Annotated in this window: 13 protein-coding genes; 5 read left to right on the top strand and 8 right to left on the bottom strand. The window is 49.2% G+C overall.

Annotated elements, in window-relative coordinates:
* Positions 1 to 123: 123 nt before the first annotated feature.
* A complete protein-coding gene (locus tag AC1RJL_RS07160) occupies positions 124 to 2,700 on the top strand; it encodes an ATP-binding protein (protein WP_492912376.1) in 2,577 nt (858 codons plus the stop codon).
* A 244-nt stretch (positions 2,701 to 2,944) separates the two neighbouring features.
* Positions 2,945 to 5,221, top strand: coding sequence for a PQQ-dependent sugar dehydrogenase (locus AC1RJL_RS07155; RefSeq protein WP_492912374.1), 2,277 nt, complete (start codon positions 2,945 to 2,947; stop codon positions 5,219 to 5,221).
* 78 nt (positions 5,222 to 5,299) lie between these two features.
* Here the strand turns inward: AC1RJL_RS07155 and sppA are convergent, their stop codons facing one another.
* From sppA to arsC, 4 genes are all read right to left on the bottom strand, one after another.
* The gene (gene sppA, locus AC1RJL_RS07150; protein WP_492912372.1) at positions 5,300 to 7,216 is read right to left on the bottom strand and encodes a signal peptide peptidase SppA; all 1,917 of its coding nucleotides are present in this window, start codon (positions 7,214 to 7,216) and stop codon (positions 5,300 to 5,302) included.
* Positions 7,217 to 7,237: 21 nt separating this feature from the next.
* On the bottom strand, positions 7,238 to 7,687 hold the full coding sequence (locus AC1RJL_RS07145) for a DUF2069 domain-containing protein (RefSeq protein ID WP_492912370.1): 450 nt from the start codon (positions 7,685 to 7,687) through the stop codon (positions 7,238 to 7,240).
* Positions 7,688 to 7,690: 3 nt separating this feature from the next.
* On the bottom strand, positions 7,691 to 8,287 hold the full coding sequence (gene wrbA, locus AC1RJL_RS07140) for an NAD(P)H:quinone oxidoreductase (RefSeq protein WP_492912368.1): 597 nt from the start codon (positions 8,285 to 8,287) through the stop codon (positions 7,691 to 7,693).
* Positions 8,288 to 8,441: 154 nt separating this feature from the next.
* Positions 8,442 to 8,786: an arsenate reductase (glutaredoxin) gene (gene arsC, locus AC1RJL_RS07135; protein ID WP_492912366.1), complete on the bottom strand. Its 345-nt coding sequence runs from the start codon at positions 8,784 to 8,786 to the stop codon at positions 8,442 to 8,444.
* A gap of 83 nt (positions 8,787 to 8,869) precedes the next feature.
* On the opposite strand from arsC, the gene AC1RJL_RS07130 reads away from it, so the two are divergent.
* The 3 genes from AC1RJL_RS07130 to AC1RJL_RS07120 all read left to right on the top strand — a co-directional run bounded on the left by AC1RJL_RS07130 (position 8,870) and on the right by AC1RJL_RS07120 (position 11,988).
* Positions 8,870 to 10,141 carry a YihY family inner membrane protein gene (locus tag AC1RJL_RS07130; protein WP_492912364.1) on the top strand — a complete coding sequence of 424 codons (1,272 nt, stop codon included), beginning with the start codon at positions 8,870 to 8,872 and terminating at the stop codon, positions 10,139 to 10,141.
* 150 nt (positions 10,142 to 10,291) lie between these two features.
* Positions 10,292 to 10,657, top strand: coding sequence for a response regulator (locus AC1RJL_RS07125; RefSeq protein WP_492912361.1), 366 nt, complete (start codon positions 10,292 to 10,294; stop codon positions 10,655 to 10,657).
* 77 nt (positions 10,658 to 10,734) lie between these two features.
* Positions 10,735 to 11,988 carry a valine--pyruvate transaminase gene (locus AC1RJL_RS07120; RefSeq protein WP_492912359.1) on the top strand — a complete coding sequence of 418 codons (1,254 nt, stop codon included), beginning with the start codon at positions 10,735 to 10,737 and terminating at the stop codon, positions 11,986 to 11,988.
* A 14-nt stretch (positions 11,989 to 12,002) separates the two neighbouring features.
* Here AC1RJL_RS07120 and AC1RJL_RS07115 read toward each other — a convergent pair whose 3' ends face one another.
* The 4 genes from AC1RJL_RS07115 to AC1RJL_RS07100 all read right to left on the bottom strand — a co-directional run bounded on the left by AC1RJL_RS07115 (position 12,003) and on the right by AC1RJL_RS07100 (position 20,298).
* The gene (locus AC1RJL_RS07115; protein WP_492912357.1) at positions 12,003 to 12,551 is read right to left on the bottom strand and encodes a cytochrome b; all 549 of its coding nucleotides are present in this window, start codon (positions 12,549 to 12,551) and stop codon (positions 12,003 to 12,005) included.
* 190 nt (positions 12,552 to 12,741) lie between these two features.
* Positions 12,742 to 13,935 carry a DUF1552 domain-containing protein gene (locus AC1RJL_RS07110; protein ID WP_492912355.1) on the bottom strand — a complete coding sequence of 398 codons (1,194 nt, stop codon included), beginning with the start codon at positions 13,933 to 13,935 and terminating at the stop codon, positions 12,742 to 12,744.
* A 48-nt stretch (positions 13,936 to 13,983) separates the two neighbouring features.
* Positions 13,984 to 17,412, bottom strand: coding sequence for a DUF1592 domain-containing protein (locus tag AC1RJL_RS07105; RefSeq protein WP_492912353.1), 3,429 nt, complete (start codon positions 17,410 to 17,412; stop codon positions 13,984 to 13,986).
* A gap of 27 nt (positions 17,413 to 17,439) precedes the next feature.
* A complete protein-coding gene (locus tag AC1RJL_RS07100; protein WP_492912351.1) occupies positions 17,440 to 20,298 on the bottom strand; it encodes a cellulase family glycosylhydrolase in 2,859 nt (952 codons plus the stop codon).
* Positions 20,299 to 20,413: the final 115 nt, after the last annotated feature.

Here is a 20,413-nt window from a genome sequence, read left to right as displayed (position 1 = left end):
CTCTTTCCTTTCCTGCGTATTTAAGGTTTCATACCGGCTATTTAATTTTTACCCTTCAAAAGGGCCGGCTGGAACTTCACCAATATGCAACATTCATTGGAATTTTTATCGCGCGGAGGGGAAATGGCTTCCCTGACGCGTATGTACAATTGGAGTTCCACACCACTTGGGCCGGCAGAGCAGTGGCCTGAAATCCTCAAAACCACCTTACGTCTGGTACTGACATCCCACCACCCTATGTTTATCTGGTGGGGGCCGGGGCTCATCCAGTTTTATAACGATGCGTATCGCCAAACAATGGGGCCAGAGCGTCACCCCAGTGCGCTTGGTCAACCAGGTCAAGAATGTTGGGGAGAAATTTGGGACATTATCGGGCCGCAAATTATGTCTGTTATGGCTGGTGGTGAGGCCACATGGCATGTTGAGCAGCTTGTTCCGGTAACCCGTCACGGTAAAAAGGAAGATGTGTGGTGGACCTATGGTTACAGCCCGATTGCGGATACTGCTGGCGTGCATGGTGTCCTGGTTATTTGCAACGATGTTACCGAAGAGCATAAATCCAGGAATGAGTTGCACAGGTTGAATGAAGAATTGCTGGTGCAGATCAATAATTGCCAGCGGCTTGAAGCGGATCAGGCGTTTCAATTGCAATTGCTGGATAAATTAAGCGAGATAAATGAGCCGGGCGAAATCGCTTCAGTCGTATTTGAAATGCTTGGTCGGCAACTGGGTTTGGCGAGGATCAGTTTTTCCAATATCGATGATCCTGATGATGGCAGCTTCATTGTTGAATACAGTTGGAATGTGCCGGAGGTCAATAGTATCCAGGGCCTGCGTGGCTCGATTGCGGATTATAGCCCTGCCATTTTGAATGATCTACAACAGGGACGGGTGATGTGTGTCACCGACACCAGGTCGGACGAACGAACCGTTGGCGGAGCCTATGAATCCCTTGAATCACTTGCTGTGCTAGGTGTACCTATTCGCAGGAACGGTTTGTTAGTTGCGTCCCTGAGTTCACATCGCACCGTGGGGCGCGATTGGAGCCCGAATGAAATCAATTTATTTAAAGAGGTTGCCGAGCGAATTTTTACCGCCATTGAACGGCGGAAAATTGAAGCGTTCAGGGCCGCGTCACGCGAAAAACTTTACGAGCGCCAAAAAGAAGAAAGCCAACGCCTCAATGCATTATTTCAACAGGCGCCCAGCTTTATGGCAGTACTGCGTGGGCCGGAACATGTATATGAAATGGTGAATACATCCATTCTACAGTTGCTTGGCCAGCGTGATTATGTCGGCTTGCCAGTGCGGCAAGCCGTGCCGGAACTGGAGGGGCAGGGTTATTTTGAGTTGCTCGATAAGGTTTATAAAACGGGTGAGCCATTTATTGGTTTTGGTATGCCGGTGAAGGTTTTCCGGAACCAATACCCTGAGGTGGAGGAGCGGTTCATCAACTTTATCTATCAACCTATTATTGAATTCGACGGAAGCATTAGCGGTATTTTCGTAGAGGGTAGTGATGTCACAGAACAATATCTTATCGATCAGGAATTAAAACGCGTTAATGAACAATTGGCGGAAAAAATTCGCGATCTTGAATTGGCGGACAAACGCAAAAATGAATTTTTGGCGATGCTTGCCCATGAGCTGCGCAACCCACTTTCGCCCATCAGTGCCGCCTCGGAAATGTTGCGCCTCGGCCGGCTTGATCCGCAAGGAGTACAGCGAACCAGTGAAATTATCTCCCGCCAAATTAAACACATGACGGGTTTGATTGATGATCTGATGGATGTTTCGCGCGTTACCAGTGGATTGGTCGTACTGGAAAAAACAAAACTCAATTTGCAACATATGTTGCTTGAGGCCGTGGAGCAGTTGCGCCCGTTGGTCGAGCGCCGCCACCACCAATTAGCCATTGAAATTCCTACCGATGCAATGTATGTGAATGGCGATAAAAAGCGGCTCATTCAGGCAGTGGCGAATTTATTAAATAACGCCGCCAAATACACCCCCGATGGTGGCAATATTCAATTAGTGCTGAAAATTAACAATAATATGGCGGGGATTATCGTCAAAGACAATGGCATTGGAATGGATGCGGTAACTACTCGCGATGCATTTCAATTGTTTACACAAGCCGAGCGTAGTGCAGACCGGACCCAAGGTGGTTTGGGAATTGGACTGGCATTAGTTAAAAGCCTGGTGGAACTTCACGGTGGTAAAGCTGAAGGCCATAGTGAAGGCTTGGGGAAAGGAAGTGAATTTTCTATTTGGCTCCCGGTTTTACATGAGTCAGATTCGTTTGCGGATTTCACCTCGAATGCCGCTTCACTCTCAGCCAAATCCCTACGCATTATGGTGGTTGATGACAATGTTGATGCCGCACACATGCTGGCGATGTATTTGGAAGCAATGGGTCACAATGTTGTTTTCACCCATTCGGCAACCGAAGCATTAACACTGTCATTGCAGCAATCATTTAATGTTTTCCTGCTCGATATCGGCTTACCCGAAATAGATGGCTACGAGTTGGCCAGAATGCTGCGTTCGCAATCTGTTACCGCAAATGCGGGATTGGTTGCGATTACGGGTTATGGCCAGGATAAGGATCGAGCAAAAGCCAAAGATGCAGGTTTTGACTATCATTTATTGAAGCCGGTTGATGTCACCCAGTTGCTAGGGTTGCTGGATAAAATGTAAATGCCTCGCGTATAACAACCCCGGCCAGTTCGCTGCCCGGGGTTTTATTTTTTTGCCGCTACAAAATGTTGATGATATCTGGCTGCTATGGGGTATCGCCCACAGAACGCTACAGGTATCAGCGTTATGCTTTTTAACCTGTGTCAGATTTGCTGGTGCAGCCTCCATAAATAATCGCATAAATAAAACACATGACCGTGTGACCTGACTTTCTCAACTGGTATTGCTCGGAGAGGTAATCACCATGAAAAATTGCGTAAAAAAGTTATTGGTTATTTCCAGTTTTATGTTTTTTGTTTCCTGTGGCGGGGGCGGTAGTAACAGTGGAGGTTCCAATAACTCACTATCATCAATAGCCGCAGCGCATTCATCCTCACCGGTAACCAGTGTTGCCAGCTCAGAAACGGTTTCCTCTGCTGTCAGCAGTATCGTGTCGGGTTTGTCAGCGCGTCCCGAAAACGCAACTTGTATTGCACCCGCTCCGGTGAATGCGGGAATTCCTGGCGATATAAGTTGGCAGGCGGTATTTCCTTCGTTGCCGAATATTTCCAACGCAACCAATTTAATTCAAATTCCCACTGACGATACTTTTTGGTACGCGACACGGCAATCGGGCAAGGTGGTTAGATTTCAAAATAATTCATCTGCAAATGCGCTCACAGAAGTTCTTAATATTGAAGATCGCGTCGATTTTTCCGGTGGTGAAACCGGTTTGCTCGGTATTGCATTTCATCCGCAATTCGCGAGCAAACGCTATGTGTACCTTAATTATATCGCCAGCGGTAGTGGCGGTCAGATGGAAACTCGAGTGACACGTTTTACTGTTGCACAAAACGGTATTATCGATAGGAATTCAGAAGTTATTTTACTTCGCTTCGATCAACCTTATTCCAATCATAATGGTGGGCAACTCGCGTTTGGAAATGATGGGTTTTTATATATAAGTTCCGGTGATGGTGGTAGTGGCGGCGATCCGCAGCAGAATGGGCAGAATAAAAATAATTTGCTCGGAAAAATTTTGCGTATCGATATTGATAACACCAGCAGCGGGCGCAATTATGCAATTCCTTCTGATAATCCATTTGCAACCAGTGGCGGCTCACCGGAAATTTGGGCCTACGGTTTGCGTAATCCCTGGCGCTTCAGTTTCGATAAAGAGAATGGCGATTTATGGGCCGGTGATGTAGGGCAAAACGCCTGGGAGGAGGTAAACCTGATTACGCGCGGTGGTAATTATGGCTGGGGCGATATGGAGGGTGACAGCTGTTATAGCGGTCGGCCAAATTGTTCTACCGCCAATAAAATCAAACCGCTGTTATCGATTAACCATAACACCAATGTGTGTTCGGTCATTGGCGGTTATGTCTATCGCGGTAGCCAGTACCCTGCGGCCTACGGGAAATATTTTTTCACTGACTATTGCGTTAAAACAATGCAGTCCATCACCCGCAATAACGATGGCACGATTAATGTTGGCGATCATGGCGATGTGCCTGTCGATATAGTGTCATTTGCGCAGGACAATTACGGCGAACTTTACGCCATTGGGCAATCCGGTGCCGGTTCACAAATTGTCAAATTGGAGGCGGCAGGCGGTGGCTGGCAACCGGGTACTATGGCTGCCGACTTATCAGCAACGGGTTGTGTGGGTAGGTTGAATCCAAAATTGCCAGCAACGGCAATGATTCCCTATGAAGTGCAATCTGAACTCTGGTCAGATTCTGCAGAAAAAGAGCGTTATTTATCGCTGCCAGATGCAACTAAAATAGGAGTGGCGGAAGACGGAGATTTTCTGTTTCCTGTCGGCAGCGTATTGATGAAGCATTTCAAATTAAATGATCGCTTTGTTGAAACGCGCTTGTTTGCGCGCGGGGAATTGGGATGGCAAGGATTCAGTTATGAATGGCGCGATGATCAAACTGACGCGCAGTTGCTGACCGATGCAAAAATCAAAACGGTCAACGGCATTCAATGGGAATTCCCGAGCCCGGCGCAGTGTTTGATTTGCCATACGCAAGCGGCCAATTTTTCACTGGGTTTGGAAACCGTGCAGTTAAATTCAGTTATGCGGTATCCATCCTCCGGTATTCATGCGAGTCAGTTGGATACGTTGGCACACATAGGTTTATTTTCCAACGCAATCACAGCAAATCAAAAGGCACAAAAATTATTTGCACTTGATGATACCGCCGCGACACTTGCACAACGTGCCCGTAGTTATTTACACAGCAACTGCAGCAACTGTCACCGTCCCGACGGTACTACACCGGTAAATATCGATCTGCGTTATACCACAGCGCTTGCCGCTACACGGACCTGTAATGTGCAACCGGCTGGAGGTGATCTTGGAATTACCAATGCACGGCTTATCGCACCCGGCGAACCTGCGCGATCTGTATTACTGGAGCGAATGAAATTGCGTGATGTTAATCAAATGCCGCCTTTGGCTTCACATATTGTTGATCAAGCGGCAGTTAATGTGATTGCCGATTGGATAGGATCACTGCAAAGCTGTGAATAGGGTTGCTTGTGTGTAAGAAGGAATGATTGGCAGCAACGCTGCCAATCATTTTGTCGAGCCGGGATGGAGTGCGAGTAATCAGGGAGCTACACAATCAAGGCATTGCACGTAAATGCCCTGTGGATCGTTCATCTTTTTTAAATCACTTAATGGTTTCAATACTGGACTTAATTCGTTCACTATATTGAGTGAGGTGAATTGTTCCAGCAGGGATGCAGGGAGAAAAGTGCCTGCATGGCTTTGTGTAAGCGAACGCAAAAACTCTTCTTTAGGTGAAAGTGGGCGCTGGGCGAATTCGACTTGGTAGTCACTCAGTTTTGCCTCTGCTACAACTGCCGCAATAACATCATTCAGTGTACCCAGTTCATCGACCAAACCAATTTCTTTTGCTTTATTACCGGTCCATACATGGCCTTGGGCAACTTCATTAATGGCATCGACTTCCTGCGCACGTGCCTCAGCAACGAGGGTGATAAAACGTTGGTAAATATTATCCACGCTGTGTTGCACCACCTTGCCTGCTTTTTCAGATAATGGACGATCCAGGCGCATAGTGCCTGCCAATTCTGTAGTGCCTACACCATCGGTATTAATACCAATTTTTTGCAGGGATTTTTCCAGGGTCGGGAATGCGCCAAACACGCCGATGGAACCGGTAATGGTGGTGGGTTGTGCCCAGATTTTATCGCCGGCGGTAGCGATCCAATAACCGCCTGAAGCAGCGACTGTTCCCATGGAAATATAAACAGGAATTTGTTTATCGCGCAGGGCAATAATTTCGGCCCGAATAATTTCTGACGCAAAGGCGCTGCCGCCACCGGAATCGATGCGAATAACAACGGCTTTGACTGCAGTGTCTTCTTTTACCTGACGCAATAATTCCAGCATGCTTTCACTGCCGATAGTGCCGTCAGGCTGATGACCATCGACAATCGAACCCGCTGCAACAACAACGGCAACTTTATGTTGTGCAAGTGATCGACGCTTGCGTACGTCGGCCAAATAACCCTTAACCCCAACGCTGTTATACCATTCGCCGTCTTTGCTTTTACCGGCGGCAGCAATTAATGTTTGTTCCATCTCCTGGCGTGAGGTCACTTTATCAACCAGCTTTTTTTCCAATGCGAGTTTGGCGCTGTCGCCATCCGTTAATGCCATATGGGCATCAAGATTATTGATGTAATCATTGATGCTGCCGGATGATAGCTTGCGCGAGTGTTCGATTTTATTGGTGTAGCCATTCCATAATTCGCCAATCCATTGTTCGTTGTGCTCGCGCGACTCAGGTGACATATCGTCGCGCAAGTAAGGCTCCAAATAATCTTTGTATTTGCCGGAACGGAATGCGTGAATAGTTACGCCCAGTTTATCCAGCGCGGTTTTGTAGTAGTTCATGTAGCGACCGTAGCCGGTAATTTCCACTACACCCATATTGTGCAGATAAATCTCATCGGCAAAGCTGGCGAGGTAGTATTGGTCTTGCGAATAGTTGTCACTCACCGCGATGATTTTTTTACCGGCCGCTTTAAAATTTTCCAATGCCTGGCCGATTTCATTCATTTTGCTGATGCCGCCACCGAGCATGCGACCGGGTTCAAGTACCAACAGAATTACACGTTTATCTTTTGCACCTTTATCGATTGCTTCAACGAGATCGCGCACCAGGGTTTCACTTTCATCGGGATTGTTATCCGACATCAACAAGCTCATTGGATCTATATAGCTGCGTTGGTCAACCAGCACACCGGTAGGTGCAATGCGCAGCGCAAATGTCGCGGGCAAGGGTTGCGGCGCGCTGGAGCCAATTGCAATGACAACAATAAGCAACAAAATAATAAATAGCGTATTCATTACCGCATTGCGGAACCAGGTGATTGACCTGCCCATTCCACCAAACAAGCGGCTCCACGCACCTGTTTTTTTGGCGGGTGCAGCGCGTGGTATGGTCGATTGTGGTGCGTTTGGCGGTGTTGATTCGTCGTAATTTACAGACACAATAATTACCTTCCGAAAAAGTTATGAATGGTTTTTTTGGGTGGACAAATAATAATTCCAATATTGCAGCCAGCGGCTGGTCATCATGGCGGCGATAAATAACACGGTGACGAGAATAGTCATTATCCAATAGCTCCAATGCCAACTACTCATCAACAGCGGGATAAGGAATAAAAAATACATCAGTAATACAAAGCACATCCAACTGTAAGTGCGATGTTTTGGTTTGAGTAAACCCGGGATAAAAATAAGGAGCGGAAATATGGACACTATCCAGGTCGCCAGCTTTACGTTGTCGTTAATAAAATAATTAAGGGTGAATACTGCTAACAGCGCGACGTAACACGTATTGCAAACACCTTGGCCAAGGCGCAATTTTTTATGCAACAGCACGGAATCTTCATCGGTAATGACAATGATTTTTTTGGGTTTTTCATCATCGTACTGTTGTTCATCAGGAGTTTGCGTCATGGATTAGCCTTTCAATTGAAGCGCGAGTATGGCGACGCGTTTGCCCAGTGCCTGGCAAAGTGCAATTTCATCGCTGCTGAGTCTGCTGGGGGTATCGCCACTGGCAAGATGCGATGCCCCATAAGGTGTGCCACCAGTTCGGGTCGTGCTGATACCTGCTTCGCTGTAGGGGATTCCTGCAATCACCATTCCCTGGTGCAGTAATGGCAGCATCATCGATAAAAGGGTCGACTCTTGTCCACCGTGCAATGTGGAGGTGGAGGTAAACACCGCAGCAGGTTTGTTAATCAAATCCCCGTTCAACCAAATACCGCTAGTGCCGTCGAGAAAATATTTCATCGGTGCTGCCATATTGCCGAAGCGGGTAGGGCTGCCGAGAATTAAGCCGCTGCAGTGTTTTAAATCCGCTTCGCTGCAATAAAGCGCACCGCTATCCGGAATTGCTGGCTCAGTCGCTTCGCTCACTGCCGATACCGCGGGAACAGTACGCAAGCGCGCTTCAATGCCGCTAGCCTGTTCAACGCCGCGCGCAATTTGTTTTGCCATTTCGAGCGTAGAGCCGTTGCGGCTGTAATACAAAACTAAAATGTAAGGCGTCATAAATAATTCTTTTGATTCGGATGTTGAAAAGAGTCCAACACCAGCCTGATTAGTATGCGAGACGTGCCGTAAATACATCCCTGTAGGCTCGACTTCGGCGTCCATGTCTCAGACGGTCTTGCATACTAATCAGGGTGGTGCGGAACTCTCGCTATTAAATTACTTGCAAAACATTTTCCGGCGGACGGCCAATCATCGCTTTATCGCCATTAATCGCAATCGGGCGTTCAATCAGTTTTGGGTTTTCCACCATGGCTTTAATCAGCGCGGCCTCGCTCAATTTTTCATCGGCAAGGTTCAGTTCCTTATAGGCGTCCTCACCTTTGCGTAACAAATCGCGTGCACTGATGCCCAATTTAGCGAGCAGGGCTGTAAGTGCTTTGGCATTTGGAGGGGTTTCCAGGTAAAAAACTATCTCAGGCTCATGGCCCTGTTCACGCAACAGGTTCAACGCATCGCGCGATTTTGAACAGCGCGGGTTGTGATAAAGTGTGACCATAATTCTCTCTCAATAACGTCTATTCGCGATGGTGCGGCAGATTATAACGGCTGCGCCCCGACTTGGTTTAAGGATTTAACGTTATGCTTCAAATGCACTCCCTGCGTGAGCTGGCTCATAAGACCTATCGCTGGTTGTGGGGATTTTTCTATTTGATGGTGCGTCAGTACCAAGCCAAAGAATGCCAGAAAAGTGCGGCTTCGCTTACCTACGTCACCCTTTTTGCGACTGTACCGATGATGACGGTGACTTTCTCGATGTTTTCCGTCATTCCGGCATTCCAGGATCTTGGTGGTGAGTTGCAATCGGTTTTATTCCAGCACTTCCTGCCCAATAGCGAACAGGATTTAGGCCGATATTTAACGGATTTTTCCGCCAAGGCGCGCCAACTTACCGCATTTGGCCTGTTATTTTTGGTGATATCTGCTTATTTAATGCTCAAAAATATTGAGCAGAATTTCAACGCGATCTGGGGTGTGGCCCGCGGCCGGCGCGGCGTCGCCAACTTTTTACTGTATTGGGCGATTTTGAGTTTGGGCCCGTTGTTACTGGGCGTCGCACTGGCGATGAGTACCTATCTCACCTCGTTCCGGTTGTTGGTTGGCACTTACGATAGCCTCGGTTTTTTTGAGTGGGTGCTGCAATTTGCCCCCTGGGTTTTAAACTGGGCGGCGTTCACCTTGTTGTTTGTCGCTGTACCTAATTGCAAGGTATCGGTGCGTCACGCATTAATCGGCGGATTCTTCACCACTTTGGGCTTTCAAGGGCTCAAGGCTGCATTTGGGTGGATTGTTGGCCATTCGTCCTTCTCCCTTGTCTATGGCGCTTTTGCCGCACTGCCGTTATTTCTGTTGTGGGTTAATTTGATTTGGACGGTGATCCTTGGTGGCGCGGTGTTTGTGCATACTATCGGCGCCCACCAGATCGACCTGCGCGACCGCAATTATCCCGATCTGTTGGCAAGTTTGCTGATTCTATGGCGCTGTTATCGCGCCTCGGCAGATGGTGCGGCTGTGTCCGAGCGAACGCTGATGCATCAGGGGTTATCGGCGGAGCAGTGGGATCGTATCCGTGAGGCCCTGGTGAAAAACCGGATTATCACCGCCAATTACCAGGGGGATTTCCTGCTTAGCCAGAATTTGAAACTACTTACTTTGCAAGAACTGGCGACTATCCTGAATTTGCCGCGCCAGCTTCCGCAAGATCATCGATATTTACACGGCCTGCCGTGGGGGCCGGCGGCAATCCAGTATTTGGGTGATGTAGATGCCAGCCGGGAGGCATTATTGTCGGTGAATGTCGCCGAGCTTTTTGAGCAAGAGCCTGGCTCCGCAAACAACATTAAGGCTGACTAAACGAAAAGCTGGGTAAAAAATTCTCTGTGGGCAAAAAACCCTGACTATACTCTCCAGTAACTTATGGCAAATGATCGCCCACTATTTCGGATGATCAAATTACCACCAGATGACTAATTACTTTCACTAATTAAAAGATACGTTTACCCCATGGCGACACCTCTGCTGATTTGTGATGATTCCATGATGGCACGCAAGCAAGTTGCGCGCTCATTACCCGAGGGATGGGAGGTCGATATCACCTTTGCTACCAACGGTGCAGAGGGGTTACAGGCAATTCGCGAGGGTAAAGGCGAAATGGTGTTCCTTGACCTGACCATGCCGGAAATGGATGGTTATCAGGTGTTGGAAGCGGTGAAAAAGGAAGGGCTTGATGCCATGATCATTGTGATTTCCGGTGATATCCAGCCTACTGCACATGCCCGGGTCACTGAACTTGGTGCAATCGAGTTTATTCAAAAACCGGTTAACGCTGAAAAATTGGCCGAGACTTTAAAACGATTTGGTCTGATTTAATCCTCTAGTGTTTTCCCATCGTACCCGCTAGATTGCACGGCTTTTGCAAGTCGTGTTAATCAATCTGGTGTTTCTCTATGCAACTCTCCCGTTTCGGCCAAAAACTCTGCACTGATGCCGGTATAGTCACCTTGATGGATGATTTGGGCGAGGCGCTGCGTGTAAATCCCGATATGATTTTTATGGGTGGCGGCAATCCGGCGCGTATTCCTGAAATGGAGCAGGCGTTTGAAGATGCATTGCGGATGACGCTCGATAGTCCCGACAAAACCCATCAATTGTTGGGTCTATACCAACCACCGCAAGGCGATGCCGAATTACTCGATGCTATCGCCGCGCTCTTGCACAGCGAATATCAATGGCCGATTACGCGCGCGAACATTGCGCTCGCCAACGGCAGTCAATCCGCATTTTTTGTGCTGTTTAATTTATTCGCTGGTGACTATGCGGACGGCAGCAAAAAACGTATTCAATTGCCGCTGACACCCGAATATTTGGGTTATAGCGATTTGGGTATCGATACCGATTTTTTTACCTCAAGTCGCCCCGGCATCGAAATGCTCCCCGACGGTTTCTTTAAATACCATGTGGATTTTTCGCAATTAATTATTACCTCAGAAACTGGTGCCCTTTGTGTGTCGCGCCCGACTAATCCTACGGGCAATGTGATCAGCAATGAAGAGTTGGTCAAACTGGATGAACTCGCGCGCTTACACAAAGTCCCTTTTATTGTTGACGGCGCCTACGGTACACCCTTTCCGAATATTTTATTTACCGATGCCGGGCCGCATTGGAATGACAATACAATTCTGGTGTTGAGCCTTTCCAAATTGGGTTTGCCCGGCGCGCGAACCGGCATTGTTATCGCTAATCCTGACGTGATTAACGCCTTCGCTAAAGCCAATACAATTCTCAGCCTCGCAACAGGAAATTTTGGTCCTGTGTTAGCGCGACATTTATTGGCGGATGGAAAAATTCTGCAGTTGAGCCGCGAAATCGTCGCGCCGTTTTATCGCGCACGCATGGAGCATGCAGTGGCAACATTTAAAAAACATCTCGTTGATCTACCTTGTTTTATCCATAAACCGGAAGGTGCGATCTTTCTGTGGTTATGGTTTAAGGATTTGCCGATGAGCAGTGAGGAGCTTTATCAACGCTTAAAAGCGCGCGGTGTTCTGGTTGTTTCCGGACATCATTTTTTCCCGGGTTTGAAGGATGATTGGCAACATTCCCACGAGTGTATTCGTGTGACCTATTGCCAGGATGCCAGTGTAGTAGAGCAGGGGGCGCAAATTATCGCCGATGAGGTCAAGAAAATCTTTAACGTATAAGTGATAGGATGCAATTAATCTTTGCCTGGCTTAAGCATGCGTACCAGCGTGCGGTCGCGCAAAAAAAAGTGATGGATAAGCGCTGCACCAGCGTGAATAAGTACCAGCCCGATCAAAATCCAGGCTACATACTTGTGGGTCAATCCTGCGATGTTCAATTGTTCCACTTCCAATAAGACAACCGACGGAACCTGGAATAAGCCAAAGACATTAATCGATTGTCCTTCGGCAGTACAAATTAAATATCCACTGATCAATATGATAAATAGAAAAACATAGAGTAAAAATTTACTCAGTGGAATGCCGATTCTCGCAGGAAGGGAATTGACAAGTGTCCCGGGTGTCCTGCTGGTCAAGCGCCATAAGAGTCTGACAGTAATTAGGCCCGCTAGAATAATTCCCAGCGCGTAATGCAGATGCGCAATACTCAAATAGTCAGGAGAGTAATAACCGTAGCTGGTGAGATAGGCGCCCACACCAAATAAGAATAAGGTCAGTCCGGCACTTACCCAATGGAAAAAAATGCTCATAATGCCGTAACTGTGTTTTGAATCTCTGATCATGGTTGCGCTCGCTCATTATTTTTATTGTCATCAGTCAGGTTGACTGCTGATGCGTTATTTATATCAAAAAAATCGCCATGTACTTGCCGGAATGTACACAAATACTTCACATTCCGGTAGTTACATGGCGATTTTTTTAATCAATTCGGCTCGCTATGGATCAAATTAATAATCCATAGCGAGACGGGTTTTACAGACCTGCAATAGTGGGAACACTCCAGTCACGATATGCAGCGCCATGTGGACTTTGGTCTGCACGTAGTTTCTGGCCGAGTGTTTGGTAGATTGACGCTTGTGTTTTACCACCCATTTCCACCAGTCGACCACCGGTGATACCTGCCCCGGCAACCAGCATTGGTACATCGGCATTACCATGCTGGTCGGCGTTACCCATATCGGACAATTGAGTCACTATGGTGGTACTTAACAGACCTGCCGAATTCAGTTTATCCAGCAAGTTTTTGGTGAGGCCTTGCATGTAAGCGATGTCTTCCGTGTACTGGGCTTGGTTAAAGTGGTGGGATTGGTGCGAAGAACGACCACCCAATTTATCAAGAATATGGTTGTGGCTGTCATCACCAAACGCAATCGAGACTGATGCGGTCAAATTACAATTCAACGCGAGGACAATAATGTCCGTTTGTAATTTTGACAGCGCATCAAAACCGACCGCCGCAGTATTCGCCGGCTTCGGACATGAGCCGCCACCACCACCGCCAGAGCCAATTGCAGATTCGATCTCTTGAATCGCCGTGAAATGGCTATCCAGTTTATCTTTTTCATGCTGGCCCAATTTCGTTTTCAAACTGTTAACTGCAGGGTAGTGCAAATCAACAATTGATTTTCTGGGGGCAGTCCCGGAGGTGGTAGTGGTACCGCCACTGAACAATATGTCCAATGCTGCCTGCGGGCTGGTGATAGTAGGAATTTCACGCGAACCTTCACGGCTTAAACTGGACAGTGGTGTAGTTCCTACGTTCAGGTATTTGACTGGAAAGTTCGAGCCAATTGTGCGCCCCATATTCACATCAAAGCTGTCTTTTCCCCAACTGGCATTATCAAAACGATGGAACATTACTCCATGGCCAGCACCACTCAGGGAAGCGCCTTTCATCATAGCGATTCTGCTGTAATGCGTTTGCAGTGGCGCTGATTGTGCCGGGAATACGCCGCCATTCGGGTACCATAGGTTGGTTTGGCAACCGCCACCTGAAAACACCAGGCAACTTTTGCTGGGTGTGCCGCTTTGGGCCTCAGCAGCACGTGCCAACATAACCCCACCGATCAAGCTGGATGCTCTGATCAAACCGGCAGAAATACCGGCACGCTGTACGATGCGCAGAAAATCTCTACGCTCTTTATCGAAGCAGTCTTTATATCTCATTTTATTTACTCCAATTCGTTAACAAGGCGAGGGAAGGGTGGGGGGCGCTTAGCGCGCCCACTCCTTCCGATACATCACAGATTCCAATACCGGGATTTCTTCCAGCATTGCGCGTGGGCCTCTAGTGCTTAATACGTTGGTCAGACCAGCAATGTCGCAGCGATATGCGTTCTCTTCGGCTTTGCTAATGCGTCTGTAACCAACATCTCTATCCGAATCGATAAGGAATATGGAGTTGATACCAGAGCTATAACTTACGAATTGGGTAGCCAGACAGGTCTGGGCCAAATTCGATACCTGTGGATGTTCAACGATGGTACGAGCCAGGTCTTTAGCACCGTTGAATTGGATCGCAGGTGAGTAGATGACGCGGTCCGGATCGTTCAGGAACTGCAACTGTGGATAGGGCGAGAAGAAAGTACCGCTAGACACAATGGCATTGCCTTTCAGATCGGTTGTACGAAGACGACCGGCAACGTCAAAGTTTTCCAATCCACCACCCAATGGGTTGATGATTTCGCCGTGGCAATTAGAACAACTGGTGCCTGCCGTAATGCGGTCGAAGATCATACGTTGGGTAGTATGTGGATTTTCATAGAACTCTTTGTCGCGCGCAGCCAGAGCTTCGCGGTCAAGGCTCACGCCAGATGGTGGCTCAGGAATATCCTGGCACATCAGCTTTCTGCGGATTGCTACAGCACGGGTGATCATGTTGGAATCGGTAGTGCTTGCATAACGCGACATGAAGGCACCTGACATCAGGATACCGCCACGCTCGGTGGTTGTTGCTCTGACAAAACCGTCTGCATCCTGAGTACCGCTGAATGGAATACCGTAGTGAGTCGCCAGGCGTGAGTTGACGTGGGTATACGATGGGTTGTAGATACCTGCAAAGGTGCCTGCGGTATCCAACATTGCGTAAGCGAAGTTTTTACCCAACTCGTTTTTCATGTCAGCACCAAGGGTTGCGAAGTTGTTAACCGCAGGTTTGGTGAGCGTCTCGATTTTCTCAGTCATTAGCCAACGGTTCACCAGATCACTCAACAGCAATTTGGTGGTCGCCGAATTCAGCAGGGTAGTTGCTTGGGCGCGAATGCCTGCTGCCGTATTCAGGGTGCCGTTGCCGGCAGCAGTCAGGAGCGCAGCGGTTGGCGTTGTACCGGTGAAGGTGTAACTGAGGTAGGTCGCCATTTCGTAGCCGGTAAGCTTGTAAACACCGTTGCTTGAAAGCTCACCAATTTCCGAGCGATACAAGAATTGTGGTGATGACAACATGGCCGTCAGGGCAACTTGCATACCGTCGGTAACAGAACGGCTACCGGTGGTGCCGTTAGCAACATTCAGGTAAGCAGTTTGCTCATCGGTCGTCAGCGGACGACGGAAGATACGTGGACCCAAAGTATTTACCAGGGTGCTCGCACAGCTGGCCGACGGCGTACAACCCAACACTGCATTCCAACGTGTCGCTACATCAGTAGCAATACGTTCAGCGTGGGCCAGATAAGCGGTGTAACGGCCTTTATCAATGGTCAAGGTGTTGTTATTCACAAACGCACCGGAGATAAAGTCGTCAGGCAAGCTTGAAACCACATCAGTTTGGTAGTTCACCAAATCTCTCACCGAACGTTGGTACTCAGCTTTAGTCAGCAAACGTAAGGTTCTTTGACCATAACTTTGCGCGTTAGATGGGCAGCTGAAGTTGGATACAGGATTATCCGGGATACCGTCTGATGGTTTGCGCCAGGTATGGATGTAGGCTTCAAGATCCGCCGCACATTGTCCGGTACAGCTACCTTCGTTACCCAATGGCATCCAGCGTGCAATGAAATCACGCAGTGAGCGATCCTGGGTATCCTGGCTGTGACGATAAACAGAGCGGTTCGCATTGAGTGATGCAATCACTACGGTACCGTTGGCATTCTTCTCGCCATCGACACCATGACATCCCACGCAGCCGCGTTGGGTCCAAAGCGACGCGCCCCGCGTTGCATCACCTACCAGGACACCGCTGCTGCTCGAGCTACCAGATGAAATGCTGCTGGATGACCTGACAGACGATACCACTGATGAACTGTAAACAGTGCTCACAGAAGATCTTGATGATGTTGATGTTGAAGAACCGGCTGCATACACCAGGGTTAATGGGCTGGTTGCTGCTGATGGAATGCTGTCGGTATAACTGATGATCTTGTAGTCATAGCTGCCGGGGACAGTCAATGCATCGCTGTAGCTGACAGTATTCGCTGCTGTACCGGTAACAGTTGTCCAAAGCTCTGTTGTGCCCAGTTTACGACGTACCAAAAAGCCGGTTTCGTTGTTGCTGGCATCTGCCCAGTTGAGGCTGGCTGAGCCGGTAACATTGCTAACCGAGCCGGTCAGGCCAAGCGGTGCATTGGGTGCAGTTGCCAGGCTGATCGCCGGAATATTGGTGGGATTGTCGCGGTTAAGGAACACTTTGAAATAGACCGGGACTTTCTCGCCAATAGTGGTGAGGCTCATCAGCACTCGTAGCGCTTCAATACCGGCATTCATATCGAAATCAGCTGAATTGATCAGGATAGGTTTGCGCGGAGAGAAACTGACGCTGTTGTTAGCATGCTTCACGACTAATGCATCAAATACCAGTGATTTGATCACGCCATGCAATATCAGGTTACCCGTCACGCTTTGTACTTTAGTGCTACCGGCGGCCATAGCATCAATCGCTGCCAGGTCGAGTTGAGTAGTGAAGTGCAGACTCGGCAAGTATTGGGATTCAAACAGGAAATCCTGCAGGCGTGTATTACGCAGGTCGACACCGGAGGAAATACTGCTCAGCGGGATGGTCAACGTTGCTTGGCCATTGGCTGCCACAGTACCTTGCAACTGGGTAAAGGTCATACTTTCGGGTGTTTCCACGCCGGCGGTATTTTTCTTCACGGTAACAAAGTTGAAGGTAGAGTTGGTGCCATCGAGTAACCAACGGGCAGCGACGGAGGGAACACTGCTGCTACTGCTGGTTGTGGGGGTACTGCTGCGGCTACTGCTGGTTATAGAGGCACTGGTCGCAGGAGCACTGCTGGGAGTACTACTGGCAGCACTGGTATTACCACCACAAGCAGCACCATTCAGCGTAAACGCCGTCGGGATTGTACCCGGGTTATTGACGAGGAAACCAAAGGTTGCAGAGCCATTAGCCGGCAAATTGGCATTGTATGGTGCATTCTTCACGCACACGTTCTTACCGGTTTGGGTGACCACACCATCCCACAGGTTGGGGATGGTGTCGTTCCCGGCAAACGTCCAGCAAAGTTCCCAACTGGTTTTTGCCGCGCTGGTATTGGTGACAACCACCTTGTATTGGCCGCCATTGCCCCAGGTATTAACAGTATCGTAAGCCACACTACAGGCACCCTGGGCATTAGCGCCACCGGATGCCATGATCCCCAGGGTCATTAACCCGGTGGAGAGCATCGACAGTTTCAATAATTTTTTCATGATAGGTTCTCTCTAAGCTTCATCCAATTAACGGGCGTCAAAGACGAGCGCGAAATCCACTGGCACAGCGACGCTGATCGAGGCAATGCCAACTGCTTCACGCAGGGCTTCCACACCATCGGTGAGTGCATAGTCACCAGCCTTAACCAAGATGGGCGACAGACTTTGTACCAGGACACGGCTACTGGACAGTTTTTGGACAGAGACTTTGGTGGTAAGCGCACCATTCACACCATGCAGGTTCAGGCTGGCTGAAATATCGGTAGTGGCTGATTGGCCAACTGCGAGGCTGCTGATCAAGCTGGTCGGTACTGCAACGGTTACGGTGGCGGTCGGGAAGCTTCCTGTCTGGAACAGGAGATCGCGCATACGTTGGTCGCGCAGTGCGACGCCGGTATTCACGGTGCTCAGGTCAATGGTCAGGGTTGCCACATTGGCGCTGCTGATTGAACCGTTAATCGTAGTGAAGTTATGCACTTCCACGTTGTGGGTGTTTTTGGTAGTGACGAAGTTCAGGTAGGACGCAGTGGCATCCAGGGTCCATGCAGCAGTGGTCGCTACCGATGAGCTTGAACGGCTGCTGGAGCTGGGTGCTACTGACGATGGTACTGAACTGCTGGTTACTGCCACACTGGACGATGAAAGGACAATCAGGCTGGAAGAAGATGAACGGCTTGAAGACGACGGAGCCACTGAGCTGGGAGCGCTGGAACTGGCAGGAGGGGTTACAGTCCCGCAGCCGATTGGTTGGGTGGATACCACAATGTCGTCCATCCACACATCGGCAGAACGACCGCTGAAGCTATGGAAGCCAAACATCACATAGTTGAACTTGTCGCTCATCCAGTCAGCACCCAAGGCGCCGTTGTTCCAATCGTTGGCCGAAGTGATGGAGTGAACTTCAGTGCCGTTTACACGCATTTTCAAGGTGTCATAAGCCTGATCAGCCAAATAGTCCACCTCAACGCAGTACCAGGTGTTCGCGGCCATTTGCGTGCCTGAATACCACTGGCTCATCTTGGGCGCAATGTTATCGCTGGGGATATGGTTGGTTCCCAGTACACCTTTGATTTGGCCTACACGGATTTCATCGTTGGCATCGAGAGTTTTCTTGAGGCCGAAGATATGCTCATGGTTATCGCCAGCCACATTACCCATTGCCACACTCATATTGACGTAAGCACGGGTATAAAGACGTTGGGTACCCGTTGGCAATGCGCGGACGATTTGTGCCGGAGCAGCACCGCCTTTGAAGCGGATGGACTTGCTGCCGTTATAGGACTTGGTACTGTCGATCAGGGCGTATTGTGCACCGGTAGCGGTATTGCTGTTATTAGGCACCCAGCCGATAAAGTTTTGCCAGCCAGCTGGTTGGGTGTTAACAGTACCGTTTTCAAAGGTTTCGCTAAACAGCACACCGCCACCGTTGTTAACGGAGGAGCTGACCGAGCTGGGGGCTACCGAGCTTGGAGTACTGGAGCGCGAGGAGCTGGTCACAGTACCGCCATTTTGGCTGATGATGTTATTGCGCACCAAAGTTCCGGAGGCGGTCAATTGGGCTGCAGTCCAACCACCATTGGCACTGGCACCCGGAACCAACGCCGCCGAACCTTCGGCCTTATCGGTCAGCGACCAGTTGGCATGGCTGATGCCGTTGGTTTTGAGGAAGTTGAGCCAGGCAGTAGTTTCAGCGGTATCAACCGCACCGTCACCATCGGCATTGACTGAACCCCATTCGGTCACAAACAGGGCAATACCGTTATTCAGCGCGGTTTGGGCTTTATTGCGCAGGGATTGCTTGTGGGTGCCCGCATAGAAGTGCAAGGTGTAGGCGATGTTGCTGTAACCGGTGATCTTGTCTTGTGATGCTACATCAACATCTTGTGACCAGGTGGGCGTGCCCACAATAATCAGGTTGTCTGGATCAATGGCGCGGATTTCCCTGATCACGTCAGTCGCATAAGGCTTGATCACGTTGCTCCAGGAGACCTGTAGCGGCTCGTTGTACACCTCGTAAATCACGTTGTTGTAGTTACCGTATTTGGTGGCCATCTCTTTGAAAAAGGTGATGGCGGCGGCTTTGTTGGCTTCTGCAGTATGGGTATGCCAATCAATAATTACGTACATATTGTTGGCGATAGCCGCATCAATAACCGTCATTGCGCGGGTTTTGTTCGTTGAATCCGTCAGGAGTCCACCATCTGCTTCAACACCTACCGCCACACGCACCAGATTGGCTTTCCAGTCAGATTTCAACCAGGCCACGGTCTGTGCATTGTAATACTTCTCACCGCCCCAGCCAGTGTTGCTCCAGAACAGGCTCATACCGGCCAAATTGGCCGGTTGGCCATTGGCGGTCACTTTGTTGCCTTGTACTACCAGTGGCGCTACGCCTTGATTGGTGGCAGAAGACGCAGAAGAACGTGAGCTTGATGCTATCGGTGTCGATGAAGGTGCAGCCGAAGAAGTGGCAGTACCGCATACAGAGCCATTGATTACCGGTATTTCAGCATTGGCCGCGCCTTTACTGCCTTGAAAGCCGAATTCAACCGACTGGTTGGGCGCAATACTGCCGTTCCAGCTCAGGTTAGTCGCGCTGTAAGGATTGGTACCGGTAAGCATGGCGTTATAGCTACTGGTAATGCGGTTGTCGCCGCTGTATTGCCAGTTAATGTTCCAGCCATTAATCGCGGTAGACCCATCGTTGGTTATTTTTATTGTGGCGGTAAATCCATTATTCCACTGGTTAGCGACTACATACTGGCAGCCGGCATAAGCCTGGGTGGAAAGAGTGGATACAGCCAGGGAGAACCCTGCCGCATAGAGGGAGCGTGTTAGCACTCCCGCCAGGCGAGGGTTGATCGCAGAGGCTTTAAAGCTACTCATAGTGTCTTCCTCGGAGGTAAATACCGGCTTGCACCGGCAACGGTCATCAACAATCGTTATTGTCAAAACGGGTAAAACGGTGGAACAAAAACAAGAAACGCAAAGAGTCGGGTTG

It is taken from the genome of Cellvibrio sp. GW822-FHT04B05, assembly GCF_058800985.1.
This window is presented reverse-complemented; position numbering and strand designations above follow the sequence as displayed.

Coding starts and splice junctions, on each gene's coding strand:
- AC1RJL_RS07160 (WP_492912376.1), top strand. CDS start 124: ATGGCTTCCCTGACGCGTATGTACAATTGGAGTTCCACACCACTTGGG.
- AC1RJL_RS07155 (WP_492912374.1), top strand. CDS start 2,945: ATGAAAAATTGCGTAAAAAAGTTATTGGTTATTTCCAGTTTTATGTTT.
- AC1RJL_RS07145 (WP_492912370.1), bottom strand. CDS start 7,687: ATGACGCAAACTCCTGATGAACAACAGTACGATGATGAAAAACCCAAA.
- wrbA (WP_492912368.1), bottom strand. CDS start 8,287: ATGACGCCTTACATTTTAGTTTTGTATTACAGCCGCAACGGCTCTACG.
- arsC (WP_492912366.1), bottom strand. CDS start 8,786: ATGGTCACACTTTATCACAACCCGCGCTGTTCAAAATCGCGCGATGCG.
- AC1RJL_RS07130 (WP_492912364.1), top strand. CDS start 8,870: ATGCTTCAAATGCACTCCCTGCGTGAGCTGGCTCATAAGACCTATCGC.
- AC1RJL_RS07125 (WP_492912361.1), top strand. CDS start 10,292: ATGGCGACACCTCTGCTGATTTGTGATGATTCCATGATGGCACGCAAG.
- AC1RJL_RS07120 (WP_492912359.1), top strand. CDS start 10,735: ATGCAACTCTCCCGTTTCGGCCAAAAACTCTGCACTGATGCCGGTATA.
- AC1RJL_RS07115 (WP_492912357.1), bottom strand. CDS start 12,551: ATGATCAGAGATTCAAAACACAGTTACGGCATTATGAGCATTTTTTTC.
- AC1RJL_RS07110 (WP_492912355.1), bottom strand. CDS start 13,935: ATGAGATATAAAGACTGCTTCGATAAAGAGCGTAGAGATTTTCTGCGC.
- AC1RJL_RS07105 (WP_492912353.1), bottom strand. CDS start 17,412: ATGAAAAAATTATTGAAACTGTCGATGCTCTCCACCGGGTTAATGACC.
- AC1RJL_RS07100 (WP_492912351.1), bottom strand. CDS start 20,298: ATGAGTAGCTTTAAAGCCTCTGCGATCAACCCTCGCCTGGCGGGAGTG.